Raw genomic sequence first — 14,452 nt, forward strand, 5'->3', positions numbered from 1 at the left:
TGAAGGTGAGTAAAGTTATGTCTGTTATTACTACGCATAAAATCGGCCGTGCACGGATAAGCAAAATCCCGGAGCTGGCGTTGGAAAATATACCGGGATCGTTTCTCTATCCGCAATGGCAGGACGAGATCGCGCAAGACGCTGCAAAGGCATTGCCTGACGACTTTTTCTCCGATGGATTTACCTCTCTGGCGCAAAGTACCCATAGCTGGTTATTGCAGGTCGACGGGCTAACCTTGCTGATTGATACGGCGTCCGGTAATGGGAAATCACGACCTCACAACCCGCTGTTCCATCAACTGGATGTGCCGTATCTCGCCCGGCTTCGTGAGGCCGGCGTGGAGCCGGAGCAGGTAGATTATGTCTTTAATACCCACCTGCATGTCGATCATGTTGGCTGGAATACCGTGCTGCGTGAAGGACGCTGGGTACCTACCTTTCCTAACGCACGCTATCTCTTTTCGCAGAAAGAGAGTGTGTTTTATGCAGATCCTCAAAACGTACGGCAGCCGAGCGAATTCGTTTATGAAGACAGCGTCGCCCCGGTTATCGCTGCCGGTGCGGATATGCGTATAAACAGCGATGACGATTTTCCATTGGCAGGCTTCCGGCTCCATTCCACGCCAGGACATAGCTATGACCACCTGTCGTTGAGTTTTACTTCAGAAGGTGAAACGGCCTTTTTCTGGGGAGATGTTATGCATCATCCGCTACAAATAGCGCTCCCTCAGTGGAATTCGGTGTTTTGTGAGTTTCCCGAACGGTCTCTGCATTCGCGCCGCCAAGCGCTGGAATTCGCCGTAGAGACGGGCGCAACCGTATTTACCACCCATTTCCCCGGCGCCTCGGCAGGGAAAATCGAAGCAAATGCTGAAGGCAAATTACGGTGGTTATCGTTATAGATGAGGAGCCAACATGTCTGAGCAGCAAATTTTTAGCGAAAGTTTTTTGATCCCTTCTGATACCCACGGTATTGAATTGAACGTTATCAGAAAATGTCTGGATAAAAACCAGACCTATGATGAATCAAAAACCTTATTGATGGTGCACGGCGCAACGTATTCGTCCGGCAGTCTGTATGATACGCCGGTTGCGGGCGCCTCTTTTATGGATCATCTGGCCTACGCGGGGTTTGATGTGTACGCCGTAGATGTGCGGGGTTACGGCGGTTCAACCCGCCCACAGGCGATGACACAGCCGACACGCTCTGGCCTGCCGCTGGGCCGTACGGAGACCGCGGTGCGTGATTTTACCTGCGCAGCGAACTTTCTGTTGAACACAAGACAACTGAAACAACTTAATATTTTTGGTATGTCCTGGGGAGGCACTATCGCTGCAACCTATACAACGAAAAATAACGAAAAAGTGCGCCGTCTCGGCCTGCTTGCGCCTCAATGGCTCAGCCATAAACCGGTTCCCATTGATTCCGGGGACGCGTTGGGAGCCTGGCGTATCGTTAATATGCATGCGGCGAAGCAGCACTGGCTGAGCGGGGCGCCTGCCGACAAGCGTGATAGCCTGATCCACGCAGGAACCTTTGACGCCTGGGTCGAGCGTACCTTACCTGATGAACCTGACGCAGAATTACGTGCGCATGCCTCATTTAAATCAGGCAATGGCCCTATTCAGGATATACGGGAATATTGGACAGCAAATAAGCCTTACTACGATCCGAAAGATATCGACGTTCCCGTCATTCTGATTCACGGTGAATGGGATATTGATGTGCCCATTGATTTAGCACAAGACTGGTTCCTGAGAGCAACTGGTTCACCAGAAAAAAGATGGGTTGAAATTGGTGAAGCGACGCACATGCTGATATTGGAAAAAAATCGGTTGTCGGCAATACACGCCCTAACGGATTTTATTTCTGCGCCCCGTTTGTGAGCGACGGGGAGAAGGCTTGCCTCCGTCAACTTATTCAGAACAGACAGGAACTCGTTGCCCCCGGCGTGGATTCCATCCGCGCAGGGGGCACACCCTACCATCACAGGGTGCTGACATTATGCCCGCTGCTGAAGCCGGCATCGGAGCGTGCCGCTGCGGCCGTGGAATCAGCCTCTTGTCTCCGCAACGGTCCGAAAGTCAGCGGCGCGACTGCGAGCGATCAGGGCCAGCAGTAGCGCCAGACCCAGCGTCGAGACGATGGCGCCGGTGACGCCCGTATAGCCGATGCCGACGGTACCGATCGTCACGCCGCCCAGCACAGAGCCCAGGGCGATGCCAGAGTTGAAACCCGCGATGTTCAGACCTGCAGCGACGCCGTGGGCGTGCGGCGCATGCCGTTCGGCGATAGTGATAAGGCGGGCCTGCAGGGCCGGTACGGAAGCGAAGCTAAACAGGCCCAGCAAGGCAACCAGTATGCCCATGGCTACGGCCGAGGAGGCAAAGAGCCACATTCCCAGCACGACCAGGGCAATGGCGGAGATAACAATCACGCTGGCGCGGTTGACGCCCATCCGGTCGGTTATTTTGCCGCCGATGACGTTGCCGATGGCCGCCAACACGCCGTAGGCCAGCATAAACAGGCTGACGGTGGCGGCGCTAACCTGCGTCACGTCGGTCAGCAGCGGCGCGATAAAGGTGTAGGCCGTGAACGAACCGGCATAGCCCAGGACGGTGACCAAGGCAGCCAGCAACAGGGTCGGGTGGAAGATAGCCTTCAGGGCCTGCGCAACGGACTCACTACCTGCATGTTCCCCATTTCTGGGTGGCTCCTTCATCCCCAGCAGCAGGCCCAGAAAACCCAAGGCGCCGAATGCGGCAATCGCGCCGAGTACCGGTCGCCAGGTATTTATACCGCCCAGATAAGTACTGATGGGGACGCCGATCGCCATGGCTATCGTGAAGCCGCCGAATACCACCGCGACGGCGCTGCCGGCTTTCTTTGCGCCGACGAGGCGCGCTGCCGTGCTGGAGGCGACCGCGAGGAACAGACCGTGTCCGAGCCCGGCAATAAAGCGCGCAATCAGCATCATCGAGATGCTGGTGGCAAGCGCCGCGGCCAGACTGCCAATGGTGAAGACCAGCATCGTCGTCAGCATGGTCCGCTTGCGGGACCAGTTGGCCGTTAAGGCGGTCAGCACCGGTGCGGCAAAGGTTGCGCCCAGGGCATACCAGGTCACTGCGCGGCCGACGTGTTCGACGCTGACGTTCAGGTTTTGGGCAATAACGTCAGTCAGGCCGATAGGAACGAATTCAGCCAGGCCCAGCGCAAAGGCGCTGAGCGTAAAGATATAGACGATGAGCGGCATGACAATCTCTCTTGATGAATCAGGGTAAACGGCCATTGGCCGCCGTTGGCCAGCAGAGTAGAGAGCGTTGTGAAATATGAGAAATTATTATTTAATCTATCAGTGATAAATATTTTTATGTCTTGGCGTGCCGAGGCCTGACGATGCACCGGCGCGGCTGAAAGGAAGACGATACATGAGTCATCTCGACCATCTGCGCACCTTTATCGAGGCCTACCGGTTACAGTCGTTCTCGCGGGCGGCCGAGTCCCTGGGCATGACGCAGCCTGCGGCATCGCTGCACATTCAGGCGTTGGAAGCCTTTGTCGGTAAACCGCTGTTTGTACGGCGCGCCCGCGGCGTTACCGCAACGGAAGCGGCCGATGAGCTGGCGCGGGCGATCGGTCCGATGATTGATGGGTTGGAAACCAGGATGGCCTCCTACCGCAGCGGCGGCGAACTGGGGGGAACGGTGCATATTGCCGGGCCGTCTGATTTCATCTATTCCAGAATCGCGGCGGGACTGGCCCCGCTGTTGGGACAAGGGTTTCGTATCCGGGTTCATACCGGCAACCGGGAACGTATCTACGCACTGTTAAATAATGCCACGGCCGATCTGGCGATTACCGCCTCGATGCCGGATGAGCGTTCACACGGTTTTGCCCGGCTGTTGACAGAGCGCTTTCTGCTGGTGTCGGCGCCAGAGATGGCTGAACAGCTGGGGCCGCACCCTACTGCAGAACAGTTTGCCGGCCTCCCGCTGATTGCGTTTGACGAGGATCTGCCTCTGATTCGGCCTGTCTGGACCGCGCTGTTTCAATTGGCGCCAACCCTGCAGGCGGCGTTAACCATTCCCGATCTGCGCATCATTCAGGATCTGGTGATTAAAGGGCAGGGCTGGAGCGTGCTGCCTGACTATCAGTGCGTTGATGCGCTGGCATCGGGAACGTTGGTGTCCCTCACCCCGGCTGAAGATGCGCCGACCAACAATCTGTATCTGGTGTGGAATAAGGCATCAATGCGTAATCCGCGCATTGTGCACGTACGTGATTTTATCCTCGGTCTGTTTGGCGGGGGCAATGACTGACCCTTGGCCTACTGCAACGTTGTCCGCTATGAAGCGGCACCAACCTGCACTCTTGCGGGCTTTGTGACCCTGATATTATGCGGTGGCTTTCGTCCCGTAATGTCGTGTTAGCCACCAGAATACCAGCGCCAGCAGGCTGACCGCAGCGCCGAGCAGGCACACGCCCCGCCAGCCGGCGTAGGCGTAGGTCGCCGTGGTGCTGATGGCGCCCAGGCCGCTGCCGAGCGCGTAGAACAGCATGTAAAGGCCGACCAGCCGGCTCTGGGCCTCAGGACGCGCGCGGAAAATCATGCTCTGATTGGTGACGTGCAGCGCCTGTCCCCCCAAATCAAGCAGTACGATGCCGATCATCAGCGCGCCCAGCGACCAGGCCATCAGCGACAGCGGCCACCAGGCCAGCAGCAGTGCCGCCAGCGCCGCCGCGCTGGTGCGTTGGGCATATCCCCGGTCGGCCCAGTGGCCGGCTCGCACGGCAGCCAGCGCGCCAATCGCGCCGACCAGGCCAAAAGCGCCGATGGCGGTGTGCGAGAAGCCGTAAGGCGGCGCGCTCAACGGCAATACCAGCGCGCTCCAGAAGATATTGAACGCGGCAAACATCAGCAGCGCCAGCATGCCGCGCACTTGCAGTACTTTTTCCTCCCGCAGCAGCGTCAGCATTGAGACGATCAGGCTTAGGTAGCGCATCTTGGGCTGCGTGGCCGGAAGGCGTGGCAGCCTTCGCCAAAGCGGCAGCGCGATCGCCAGCATCAGCACGGCGGCGCACAGGTAGACGCCGCGCCAGCCCGCCAGATCGCTGATGCCTCCGGCAAACACCCGCGCCAGCAGCAGGCCGATAAACACGCCGCTTTGCGCCGCCCCCACGACGCGCCCTTGCTCATGCGGTGCAGCGGCGCTTGCGGCATAGGCGATCAACCCCTGCGTCATCGCGGTACCCAGCAGGCCTACGGCGAGCATGCCCGTCAGCAGGGCGGGCGCGGAGCGCGCCAACCCCACCGCGACAAGCGCGGCCGCGAGAGCAAACAGCTGTAGCGTGATAAGGCGGCGGCGATCCAGCCGGTCGCCCAGCGGTACCAGCAATAGCAGGGCCAGGGCGCAGCCGAGCTGCGTGGCGGTGATCACGCCGCCGACGGCCGCATGGCTGATGCCGAAGTCCAGCGCCAGCGCATCAAGCAAAGGCTGCGCGTAATAGACGTTCGCCACGCTCAGCCCGCTGGCGACGGCGAACAGCCACACCAGGCTGCCGGGCATCTTTACCGGATGAGCCTGCATATTGTTTGGGGGGGAGGGTAACGGCGATGCCAGGGAAGTCTTCATATTCCAACGTCCTTTTAGTCTGGTTTCAAAATGAAACTGATTGAATGCTAGGTTATGAAGTTTTAAAATGCAACCAGAATCCGGCCGGATATTGAGGAGATGCCATGCCGCCCCGTAAACCGATGAACGATGAACCCTGCCCGGTAGCGCGCGGCGTCGATCTGATTGGCGACCGCTGGTCGCTGCTGATCGTTCGCGATGCCTTTGATGGCATGCGCCGCTTCGGGGATTTTCAGCGCAGCCTGGGGATGGCGCGCAATATTCTTGCCGACCGGTTACGTAAGCTGGTTGAGGCCGGCGTACTCGAGATGCAGGGCGCGTCAGATGGTTCGGCGTATCAGGAATATGTGCTGACGGACAAGGGGGAGAGCCTGTTTCCCGTGGTGGTGGCGCTACGGCAATGGGGAGAACGGCACCTGTTCGCGCAGGGTGAACGGCATTCGCTGCTCATTGATAAGCGTAGCGGCGAACCGGTGCCTTTTATGGCCCCGATAGCGCAGGACGGCAGCGTGCTGGCGGCAAGCGAGGCCGAGGTGCGCAAGATAAGGTAAAGATGATGCCGGGCGTGTTCAGCCGGCATCAATGGCGGCGGGGCCGCGAAAGGCCCGGCGCCATTCACTGGGGCTGACGCCAAACCGGGTCTTGAAACTTTGCCTGAAAGACACGGGGGACTGAAACCCTGCCTCATCCGCCACGCTTTCAATGCTGTTATTGGTCGTTTCCAGCAGTTCCTGGCTTCGTTGCAGGCGTTCGGCATTGAGCCACTCGCCCAGCGGGATGCCGGTGGCTTTCACAAAGTGGCGCGTCAGCGTGCGTCTGCTCATATTGACAAAGCGGGCCAGCGAGTCGAGATCGTGCGGCTTAGCCAGGTTACGCCGCAGATAATCGATAAGCTCGTTGATTTTGCCGTCGCGGGTATTTACCGGAATGGGGCGTTCAATAAACTGGGCCTGCCCGCCCTCCCGGTATGGAGGGACCACCATTCTTCTGGCGACCCGGTTGGCAATGGCGGTGCCGTAATGGTCGCGGACAATATTGAGGCAGCAATCGATACCGGCCGCCGTACCGGCAGAGGTAATCAGACGTTCATCGGTGGTGTACAGCGAGTTGCTGTCCAGATGAACCTCCGGGAAGCGCTGCGTGAAGTCGCTTTCAAACTCCCAGTGCGTTGCCGCACGGTGCCGATCAAGCAAGCCGCTGTAGGCCAGCACGTAAGTGCCAAGACACAGGCCGACCACTTCAGCGCCGCGCTGCCAGGTGCTGACCAGTTTATCCAGCAGTAACTGAGAGGGTTTTTCATCCGGATCGTGCCAGAAGGGCACGATAACAATATCCGCGCTGTCGAGTCGCTCCAGTCCATGTTCCACATTGATGGACAGGCCAATATCCGACAGGACGACACCCGGCATTTCCGCGCAGATATCCACCTGAAAGAGGTCCGGTTCCGGCATCGCCGTGCCAAACAGAATACAGGGCACCGAAAAATGAAACGGACTGAACCCATTGGTGACAATCACCGCTACCTTCAGCGCAGACATCGTGAACCTCACAGTTGTTGTGACCGATCGTTTTCGACAGGCTGCGGCATATCCGCAGCCTGTCAGCATGATATTTTACCGCAGAATCGGCAGGGTGGCTGAATTAGAACGCCAGGGTTTCGCCATCGGCCGGAATCAGCACCTTATCTTCAATACCGTGTTCAAGCGTATATTCGCGTAACTCCGCGCGGGTCAGCAGGCAGTGGTTAATGGACTCCATATGGGAGGCCACGACGGTTGTTTCAGGCAGTATCTGCAGCGTGCGCAGCGTATCCTCTTTACCCATAATGATCGAACCGTAGTCATTGATAACGGCATCTCCGGTATTCAGCACCACAACATCCGGCTGGAAGCGCTGCAGGCTTCTGACATACGGTTTTACCCAAATGGTATCGCCGGCAATATAAAGCGTTTTTTCATCGTGATGGGTAAATACCAGGCCGCATGCGTCACCCAGCAAATCAGCCATAACGCTATCGGCATACAGATCGTTGCTGCCGTGTTGGCCGTCGGTGGTGAAAATGGTCAGTCCGTCAACGAAGCGGTTTTCGCTTTCAAGCGCCCGGACGTTGAGGAACCCCTGAGAACGGATCAGGGCGGCATCGCTCTCGTTCTGGGTATAAATCAGCATGTCTTTCGGCACTAACTGCTGCGCCGCCTCATCCCAGTGGTCGGTATGGGTATGGGTGATAATCACCGCATCAACGTCCAGCAGTTCTTCAATGGCGACGGGCAAGGCTACCATCGGATTGCGCAGATGCGAGCGCGCGCTGCCGGCAAAGCCGTCCCAGGCATCCTTTTCCGCGAGCATCGGGTCAATCAGGAATTTTTTACCGGCGTATTCCAGCACCAGCGTGGCATTGCGGATTTGAGTCAGTTTCATGTTTGCTCCGGGGGTCATCTTGTTAACAGGTGCGGCCGCCGCGATAGCGTGTTGTTCCGGCAGCGGCTGCGAGGTGTTTTACTTTACGTGGAGGAGATGCCGGAGTGTGATATGTCCACAGGACATAAAGCGATGTAATCGGGTCAATCGGCGTAGCATGATGACAAGAGGGAAGTTTGCCACGGGCTGAATCAATCAGGCTTGGGGTCCAACGTGCTGACCTGCTTTAACCAGCGCGCCACTACCATCAGTTCGGCCTCGCTAAACTGTGCGGATAACAGCGTATTCAACTGTTGCAGCGCGGCGTGCGCCTGCAGGCCGGCGGCTTCCCCGGCGTCTGTCAGCGTCAGGCGCATTTTCCGTGAATCCTGCTCGTCAACCATACGGTCGATCAATCCCGTTGCCTGCATGCGTTTGGATAAACGGGTGATGGCCGCAGGCGCCACCCGCAATGCCGTTGACGCCTCGCCAACGGTTGCCATGCCGGCGGAGCGCAGGAAAAACAGCAGCCCGACCTGGGCGGAACTGATATCTTCCCATGCTTCCGGCCTGGCCTCGATCCAGCGCTGAAGCGCCCTGTGTGCGTGGCCGAGCAGGAAAACGAAGCGCGGCGGTTGTGTTTTACTCATGTTCGCTTCCGGGTAAGGTGATGTTCTCTGACAGCCAGTCACCGACAACAGGCCACAGCGTTTTGGCGCAGCGCTGGCGGAAGAACCCCATATGGCCGATAGCGGCAACGCCGGCGTCGGCAGGTTTGAAACTGCGCCTCTCAATAATGGCATGTTTAAGCGGGGTAATCAGCCGCGTTATCGCCCCCGGATTCGCCCAGGGATCGTCATCAAACCCCAGCACCAGCAGCGGAATATCCACCCGCGCGGCGCGCTGGCCGGCATTCATCGCCGGGTCGTCATAAAAATAACCGGGCAGACTGCTCCAGTAGCTCCATTGCAGCATGACGGGGCCGGGAAGATCTTCTCCGATGCCCAATCGCCGGGCGGGCATATAGCCAAACAGGCGGCATAGCACCGGAGCCAGCAGGCGCAACATGCACCAGACGCGGATTTTTTCCACCGTGGCCTGTATGGTGCGGGTCACGCCGGCGTGCGAGGCGATAAGCACCGCCGCCTGTAACGCGCGCGTTGCGGAGGATAAGACGATGGCGTGGCCGCCGACGCTGTGTCCGACGGCCAGCAGCGGCATGCCGGGAAAGCGCGATGCCGCCCAGTCGGTAACGCGGCCGACATCCTCTTCCATCCAGTCCGCCATAGAAACCTTACACTCGCGGAGGTTGCCACGCGAGCGGCCGGTTCCCCGGTAATCGTAGGTCATAACGTTAAAACCGCGTTCATTCAGGTAGCGGGCAAAATCATAGTAAAACGTCTGCACCACGGCCGTCGCCGGGTGGAGGATAACGACGGCTTTTGCCTGCGCGACTTCCCACAGCGTTGCACTTATCGCTTCAACCGCAGATAGCGGGATAGTGATCTGTTCCATTGCCCGACGCCCATTTTATTTAACGTGTTAAATAAATTAGACCACGCTGATAAAAGCGTCAATTTGCTACGCGCTCTGCCCTGAAGGAAGGTGATGGCTGACGTTTATCCGTATCTTGTCCGGCCAGTGCGTGATGCTAAATCTGTTCGTCCACGAAGATCGCCCATAACTCCTCCACCGCTCTGGACATTCGGGCGGCGGGTCGGAACAGTCTGATGTCAATCGGGAGCCATAATGCGCTCTTCTGTGGTGCCGCGACGGCGATCGTGCCGGCTGCGACGTCCGGTGCCGCCAGGCTTTCCGGCAGCCAGGCAATACCGTCTCCGGCCTTGACCATAGCTAATAACGTTGCCGCCAGATCGGCGGTGAAGGCGGTATCCATGCCACGTCTGGCGCGGTTCACCTGCGAGGTGTTGGAGAGGATCCTGCCCAGACCGGATTCGGCGGAAAACGAGAGAAAGGGAAATTTTTTTCCGCCCTCAGCCTGCCAGAGCGGCTGACGATTGACGGGATCGCACTTTGAATAGGGCTGTAATGTTTCATGCCCGAGTCGGACGCTGAGGTATTTGGTCTGATCGAGGTTGATATGCATGTGAGGGTGGTAGTAACACAGCAGAAACTGCGCGTCGCCTTTGTCAATCATCCGCTCACAGGCGCTGAGCGTATCTGATAACAGGCGGAATGAGCCGAAGCGGGCAATTTTCTCGTTGTTACGCATCAGCGCCGGAAAAAAGGAGAACGACAGTGAGTGCGTCGCGGAGAAAATAACGTCCGGTTTGGCATCACCCGCCGCTTCGATGGCTTCACTACGCAGGGTATAGAGCGCGCGAATCAGCTCCGGAATCTGAGCGACAAAGATCTCCCCGGCGCGCGTCAGGCTGACGCCGCGTCGGTTTCTTTCAAAAAGCGGAGTCCCCAGCCACTCTTCCAGCGAGATAATCCGCCGGCTGAATGCCGGCTGTGTCACATATCGGGAAGCCGCCGCGCGGGAAAAATTGAGTGACTGAGCCAGCGCAACACAGTCTTCAAGCCATGTTAGTTCTAGATGATGCCGATTTTGCATTACAGGCTGCCTCTTTGGCATTAGTTCGCGTTTTATAAACTGCCTATGATGAAACAAGACAGGACACCGAGGTCCGTTAACTCTACGTGAGTGCATTATGCCAATAATAAATTGGCATGAGCTAACACTTTTCGTAGGCGCTCAAGTTTGTTTGCATTTGACGAAAAACTGCCGGAGAGAACATGCGTATTCTAGACGTTGTAGAAATGACCAAGCCCATCGCTTCCCCCATCCGCAACGCGTATATCGATTTCAGCAAAATGACGACCAGCCTGGTTGCCGTCGTGACTGACGTTGAGGTGGACGGACGCCGTGTGGTGGGGTACGGCTTTAACTCTAACGGCCGCTACGGTCAGGGGGGCCTGATCCGTGAGCGTTTCCGCAACCGTATTCTGGAGGCCGAGCCTGAAAGCCTGCTGAACGCACAGGGCGATAACCTGGATCCGCATAAAATCTGGGACGTTATGATGAGCAATGAAAAACCGGGCGGGCACGGTGAACGCTCAGTTGCGGTCGGGACGCTGGATATGGCCATCTGGGATGCCACCGCAAAAATCGCCAACCAACCGCTATTTCGCCTGCTGGCAGAGAGAAAGGGCGTTGCGGCCAATCCACGCGTCTTCGTTTACGCGGCTGGCGGTTACTACTACCCGGGCAAAGACCTGAGCGCCTTGCGTCAGGAGATGCGCGGCTACCTGAACCGCGGCTATAACGTAGTTAAAATGAAAATTGGCGGGGCGTCTCTGGAAGAGGATCGTCGCCGCATTGAAGCTGTTCTCGACGAAATCGGCGCTGAAGCGCGCCTTGCCGTTGACGCTAACGGCCGCTTCAATCTGGAAACCGGTATTGCCTACGCCAAAATGCTGCGTGAATACCCGTTGTTCTGGTATGAAGAAGTGGGCGATCCGCTGGATTATTCCCTGCAGGCGGCGCTGGCAGAGTTCTATCCTGGCCCGATGGCGACCGGTGAAAACCTCTTTTCTCATCAGGATGCGCGTAACCTGCTGCGCTATGGCGGCATGCGTCCGGATCGCGACTATCTGCAGTTTGACTGTGCGCTCTCTTATGGGCTGGTTGAATACCTGCGCACGCTGGACGTACTGGAGCAGTTTGGCTGGTCACCGTCACGCTGCATCCCTCACGGCGGTCACCAGATGTCCCTGAACATCGCGGCAGGTCTCGGCCTGGGCGGTAACGAAAGTTATCCGGATCTGTTCCAGCCCTATGGCGGCTTCCCAGACTCGGTGACGGTCGAAGATGGTCACATTATCATGCCGGAACTACCGGGCATTGGCTTCGAAGGTAAATCTGATCTTATTAAACAAATGCGTGCGCTGGCTGAATAAAAATCCGGTCTGCACATTACTTTGCGCCCCGCTGTATACGGGGCGTAGCGGGAACGGTCAATGAATCGATAACGTTATATGACGCCGGAAGAATATAACACTGCGGTATGGTGATCCCTATTGCCGCAGAAGTTCCTCAATATATGCCGTCTCCGCCAGACATTAATCAATAAAATATTAAACCCAACTGATCGATAAAAAGGAATTTGAATCAGCCTTTCCTCTCCCTACATCTGTGCCAAGCGAGGAAGTTATCATGAGTAATAATGCTCTAAAAGGTAATGCCCTTATCGGGAAAAAACGCTGGACGATAATATTACCCGCCGTTTTTATTATGTATACAATTTCTTTTTTCGATCGGGTCAATATAGGCATGGCGCTGCCCCATATTACGGCGGAAATGAGGCTCAGCGCCGTTGAGGCCGGCTGGCTTGGCGGCGCATTTGCCTGGGGCTATGTGGCTACGCAATTCACCGCAGGCTGGCTGGCCCTGCGCTTTGGCTCCAGAAGAATCATCGGCATCAGCCTGTTTCTGTTCGGCGCCTGCGCCATGCTGACCGGGCTAACGCGCAACTTCAGCGAACTGGTTGCGATCCGCTTTTTCCTCGGGTTGGCCGAAGGCCCTATTCAGGCTGCGACGGCGATGTTTCTGGCGCAATGGTTTATGACGTCGGAGCGCGGGCGTGCTTTTGGCATCTGGAACCTAAGCCTGGGCGCCGGGGCGTTTCTTGCCGGGCCGATTTCGGGCTGGATCCTGGCGCATCATAACTGGCGAATGATGATGGTTATCGAGGGCGCGCCAGCGTGGATTTTCTGCATCATCTGGTTTTATCTGGTGCCGAAGAGTATTCAGGCCGCACGCTGGCTGAGCACCGAAGACAGGGAACAGATACAACAGGAGCTTGCGACAGAGCAGTCGAACTACATAAAGGAAAAATCGGACCCCTGGTGGACAATCCTGAAAATACCGGCGCTGTGGCTGATGCTCATCGGCTATTCGCTACACAGCATGCTGGCGTATGGCTTCACGCTCTGGCTGCCGACGGCTCTCAAAGGTTACGGCATGCTGAGCGAATTCACCGTCGGCTTAATCAGCGGCATGCCGTTCCTGATGACCATGGTCGGTATTTGGTACATCACCAGACGTTCAGATAAGTACAACCAGGAGCGAAGGCTGCATGCGGCCATCCCTACCGTCTTGTGCGGTATTGCCCTGTCGGCGGCAGCCTTTGTCCCGCTTTCTTTTTACTGGATGCAGATTGCCCTGTTCATGTTCGTCGGCCTGACGATGAAGATGCTGGTGCCGCTGGTGTATGTCCGGCTGACAGAGATTCTGCCGACAAAGAAAGCGGTTCCTGCCGTGGCATTTGTCGGCGCATGCAGCAATTTTATCGGGCAGTTTGGCGGGCCGCTGGTCGCCGGATACCTGAAGCATCTGGGCGGCGGCAGCGATATGACGCTGGCGTGGGGCGTTCTCGGCCTGTTCTCCATCATTGGCGGCGTGCTGTTTGCACTGGCGGTGGGGCGTGAAGAGCGCATCTGGGACATCAAACCGGCATTCAGACAGGCTTCACGCCGGCCTATGCCTGCCAGAGAATAGCGCGTTTATATTCCGGTGAAAGTAACGCCCCCTGGTGAGGGGGCGAATCTGTTCGCATGGCAGCATCACGCTCCGACGATGCAGTGCTATACCCCGCCGCACAGGTCGGTAAAACTGCCGGTCACAAACGACGCTTCATCGCTCAGCAGCCAAAGAATGGCATAGGCAACTTCTTCAGGCGTGCCGCCTCGTTGCATCGGAAAGTTTTTGGCAATCCGATCCACCCGCAACGCCTCGCCGCCGTCGGCATGGATATCGGTGTAAATACCGCCCGGACGAACGCAGTTGACCCGGATGCCGTCAGCGGCGACCTCTTTCGACAGGCCGGTGGTAAAGGTGTCAACGGCGCCTTTCGACGCGGCATAATCGACGTATTCGAACGGGGAGCCGCTTTTCGCTGCGCCGGATGAGACGTTGACGATGGCGCCTCCGCGCCCCCCGCGGGAAAGCGACATGCGTTTTATCGCCTCGCGTGAGCAATAAAAGTGGCTCATGACATTGGTCAGCAGCACTTGCCGGAAACGCTCGCCATCCATATCAATCATCGCCATTTTTTGCTTCAGGATGCCGACATTATTGACCAGGTGGGTAATGGTGCCCAGTTGGCGATCGATATCATCAAACATTCTGATGACCTGCTGCTCATCGGCGACATCGGCACGCACGGCGATGCATTTCCCACCCCGGCTTAAAATTTGATCGCGAACGTTAAATGCGGATTTTTCATCGTTTAAATAGTTCAAACAGATCGAATAGCCGCGTTCTGCCGCCAGTAATACTGTCGCTGCGCCAATACCGCGTCCTGACCCCGTCACCAATACGACTTTATCGTTTGTCATAATTCTGTATAGCGCCTTGCATTGAAAATAAAAACAGAGGGTTAATCGCAAATAA

The 14,452-nt window shown here is 57.2% G+C and carries 14 protein-coding genes; 6 read left to right on the forward strand and 8 right to left on the reverse strand.

The genetic code is table 11. From position 1 onward, the window contains the following. Positions 1 to 17 precede the first annotated feature (17 nt). Positions 18 to 902: an MBL fold metallo-hydrolase gene (locus tag FO014_RS16420; protein ID WP_160030294.1), complete on the forward strand. Its 885-nt coding sequence runs from the start codon at positions 18 to 20 to the stop codon at positions 900 to 902. 13 nt (positions 903 to 915) lie between these two features. Next, on the forward strand, positions 916 to 1,887 hold the full coding sequence (locus FO014_RS16425) for an alpha/beta hydrolase (protein ID WP_160030295.1): 972 nt from the start codon (positions 916 to 918) through the stop codon (positions 1,885 to 1,887). Between the two features lie 167 nt (positions 1,888 to 2,054). Here FO014_RS16425 and FO014_RS16430 read toward each other — a convergent pair whose 3' ends face one another. Continuing rightward, positions 2,055 to 3,254: an MFS transporter gene (locus FO014_RS16430; RefSeq protein ID WP_160030296.1), complete on the reverse strand. Its 1,200-nt coding sequence runs from the start codon at positions 3,252 to 3,254 to the stop codon at positions 2,055 to 2,057. A gap of 175 nt (positions 3,255 to 3,429) precedes the next feature. On the opposite strand from FO014_RS16430, the gene FO014_RS16435 reads away from it, so the two are divergent. Continuing rightward, a complete protein-coding gene (locus FO014_RS16435) occupies positions 3,430 to 4,320 on the forward strand; it encodes a LysR family transcriptional regulator (protein WP_105232158.1) in 891 nt (296 codons plus the stop codon). Between the two features lie 75 nt (positions 4,321 to 4,395). Here FO014_RS16435 and FO014_RS16440 read toward each other — a convergent pair whose 3' ends face one another. Next, a complete protein-coding gene (locus tag FO014_RS16440) occupies positions 4,396 to 5,634 on the reverse strand; it encodes an MFS transporter (RefSeq protein WP_160030297.1) in 1,239 nt (412 codons plus the stop codon). Positions 5,635 to 5,738: 104 nt separating this feature from the next. Here FO014_RS16440 and FO014_RS16445 point away from each other — a divergent pair, with 104 nt between their 5' ends. Further along, a complete protein-coding gene (locus tag FO014_RS16445) occupies positions 5,739 to 6,185 on the forward strand; it encodes a winged helix-turn-helix transcriptional regulator (RefSeq protein WP_160030298.1) in 447 nt (148 codons plus the stop codon). Positions 6,186 to 6,203: 18 nt separating this feature from the next. Here the strand turns inward: FO014_RS16445 and FO014_RS16450 are convergent, their stop codons facing one another. The 5 genes from FO014_RS16450 to FO014_RS16470 all read right to left on the reverse strand — a co-directional run bounded on the left by FO014_RS16450 (position 6,204) and on the right by FO014_RS16470 (position 10,612). Then, positions 6,204 to 7,172: a GlxA family transcriptional regulator gene (locus FO014_RS16450; RefSeq protein ID WP_160030299.1), complete on the reverse strand. Its 969-nt coding sequence runs from the start codon at positions 7,170 to 7,172 to the stop codon at positions 6,204 to 6,206. A 103-nt stretch (positions 7,173 to 7,275) separates the two neighbouring features. Then, positions 7,276 to 8,055, reverse strand: a complete 780-nt coding sequence (locus FO014_RS16455) for an MBL fold metallo-hydrolase (RefSeq protein WP_105232154.1) — start codon at positions 8,053 to 8,055, stop codon at positions 7,276 to 7,278. Between the two features lie 191 nt (positions 8,056 to 8,246). After that, on the reverse strand, positions 8,247 to 8,684 hold the full coding sequence (locus FO014_RS16460; RefSeq protein WP_105232153.1) for a MarR family winged helix-turn-helix transcriptional regulator: 438 nt from the start codon (positions 8,682 to 8,684) through the stop codon (positions 8,247 to 8,249). Further along, positions 8,677 to 9,549, reverse strand: coding sequence for an alpha/beta hydrolase family protein (locus FO014_RS16465; protein ID WP_160030300.1), 873 nt, complete (start codon positions 9,547 to 9,549; stop codon positions 8,677 to 8,679). The genes FO014_RS16460 and FO014_RS16465 overlap by 8 nt, the downstream gene beginning before the upstream one ends. Before the next feature lie 136 nt (positions 9,550 to 9,685). Next, positions 9,686 to 10,612: a LysR family transcriptional regulator gene (locus FO014_RS16470; RefSeq protein ID WP_105232151.1), complete on the reverse strand. Its 927-nt coding sequence runs from the start codon at positions 10,610 to 10,612 to the stop codon at positions 9,686 to 9,688. Between the two features lie 182 nt (positions 10,613 to 10,794). Here FO014_RS16470 and FO014_RS16475 point away from each other — a divergent pair, with 182 nt between their 5' ends. Beyond that, positions 10,795 to 11,958, forward strand: coding sequence for a mandelate racemase/muconate lactonizing enzyme family protein (locus tag FO014_RS16475; protein WP_105232150.1), 1,164 nt, complete (start codon positions 10,795 to 10,797; stop codon positions 11,956 to 11,958). A 334-nt stretch (positions 11,959 to 12,292) separates the two neighbouring features. Further along, the gene (locus FO014_RS16480) at positions 12,293 to 13,558 is read left to right on the forward strand and encodes an MFS transporter (RefSeq protein WP_246167977.1); all 1,266 of its coding nucleotides are present in this window, start codon (positions 12,293 to 12,295) and stop codon (positions 13,556 to 13,558) included. 86 nt (positions 13,559 to 13,644) lie between these two features. Here the strand turns inward: FO014_RS16480 and FO014_RS16485 are convergent, their stop codons facing one another. Next, positions 13,645 to 14,397: an SDR family oxidoreductase gene (locus tag FO014_RS16485; RefSeq protein WP_160030302.1), complete on the reverse strand. Its 753-nt coding sequence runs from the start codon at positions 14,395 to 14,397 to the stop codon at positions 13,645 to 13,647. Positions 14,398 to 14,452 lie beyond the last annotated feature (55 nt).

Source organism: Serratia rhizosphaerae (assembly GCF_009817885.1).
GTDB lineage: Bacteria > Pseudomonadota > Gammaproteobacteria > Enterobacterales > Enterobacteriaceae > Serratia_B > Serratia_B rhizosphaerae.

What these genes read in the sequence shown, in the direction of transcription:
- FO014_RS16480 (WP_246167977.1), top strand. Translation starts at nt 12,293, where the DNA reads ATGTATACAATTTCTTTTTTCGATCGGGTCAATATAGGCATGGCGCTG.
- FO014_RS16475 (WP_105232150.1), top strand. Translation starts at nt 10,795, where the DNA reads ATGCGTATTCTAGACGTTGTAGAAATGACCAAGCCCATCGCTTCCCCC.
- FO014_RS16450 (WP_160030299.1), bottom strand. Translation starts at nt 7,172, where the DNA reads ATGTCTGCGCTGAAGGTAGCGGTGATTGTCACCAATGGGTTCAGTCCG.
- FO014_RS16445 (WP_160030298.1), top strand. Translation starts at nt 5,739, where the DNA reads ATGCCGCCCCGTAAACCGATGAACGATGAACCCTGCCCGGTAGCGCGC.
- FO014_RS16425 (WP_160030295.1), top strand. Translation starts at nt 916, where the DNA reads ATGTCTGAGCAGCAAATTTTTAGCGAAAGTTTTTTGATCCCTTCTGAT.
- FO014_RS16420 (WP_160030294.1), top strand. Translation starts at nt 18, where the DNA reads ATGTCTGTTATTACTACGCATAAAATCGGCCGTGCACGGATAAGCAAA.
- FO014_RS16435 (WP_105232158.1), top strand. Translation starts at nt 3,430, where the DNA reads ATGAGTCATCTCGACCATCTGCGCACCTTTATCGAGGCCTACCGGTTA.
- FO014_RS16470 (WP_105232151.1), bottom strand. Translation starts at nt 10,612, where the DNA reads ATGCAAAATCGGCATCATCTAGAACTAACATGGCTTGAAGACTGTGTT.
- FO014_RS16485 (WP_160030302.1), bottom strand. Translation starts at nt 14,397, where the DNA reads ATGACAAACGATAAAGTCGTATTGGTGACGGGGTCAGGACGCGGTATT.
- FO014_RS16430 (WP_160030296.1), bottom strand. Translation starts at nt 3,254, where the DNA reads ATGCCGCTCATCGTCTATATCTTTACGCTCAGCGCCTTTGCGCTGGGC.
- FO014_RS16465 (WP_160030300.1), bottom strand. Translation starts at nt 9,549, where the DNA reads ATGGAACAGATCACTATCCCGCTATCTGCGGTTGAAGCGATAAGTGCA.
- FO014_RS16440 (WP_160030297.1), bottom strand. Translation starts at nt 5,634, where the DNA reads ATGAAGACTTCCCTGGCATCGCCGTTACCCTCCCCCCCAAACAATATG.
- FO014_RS16455 (WP_105232154.1), bottom strand. Translation starts at nt 8,055, where the DNA reads ATGAAACTGACTCAAATCCGCAATGCCACGCTGGTGCTGGAATACGCC.
- FO014_RS16460 (WP_105232153.1), bottom strand. Translation starts at nt 8,684, where the DNA reads ATGAGTAAAACACAACCGCCGCGCTTCGTTTTCCTGCTCGGCCACGCA.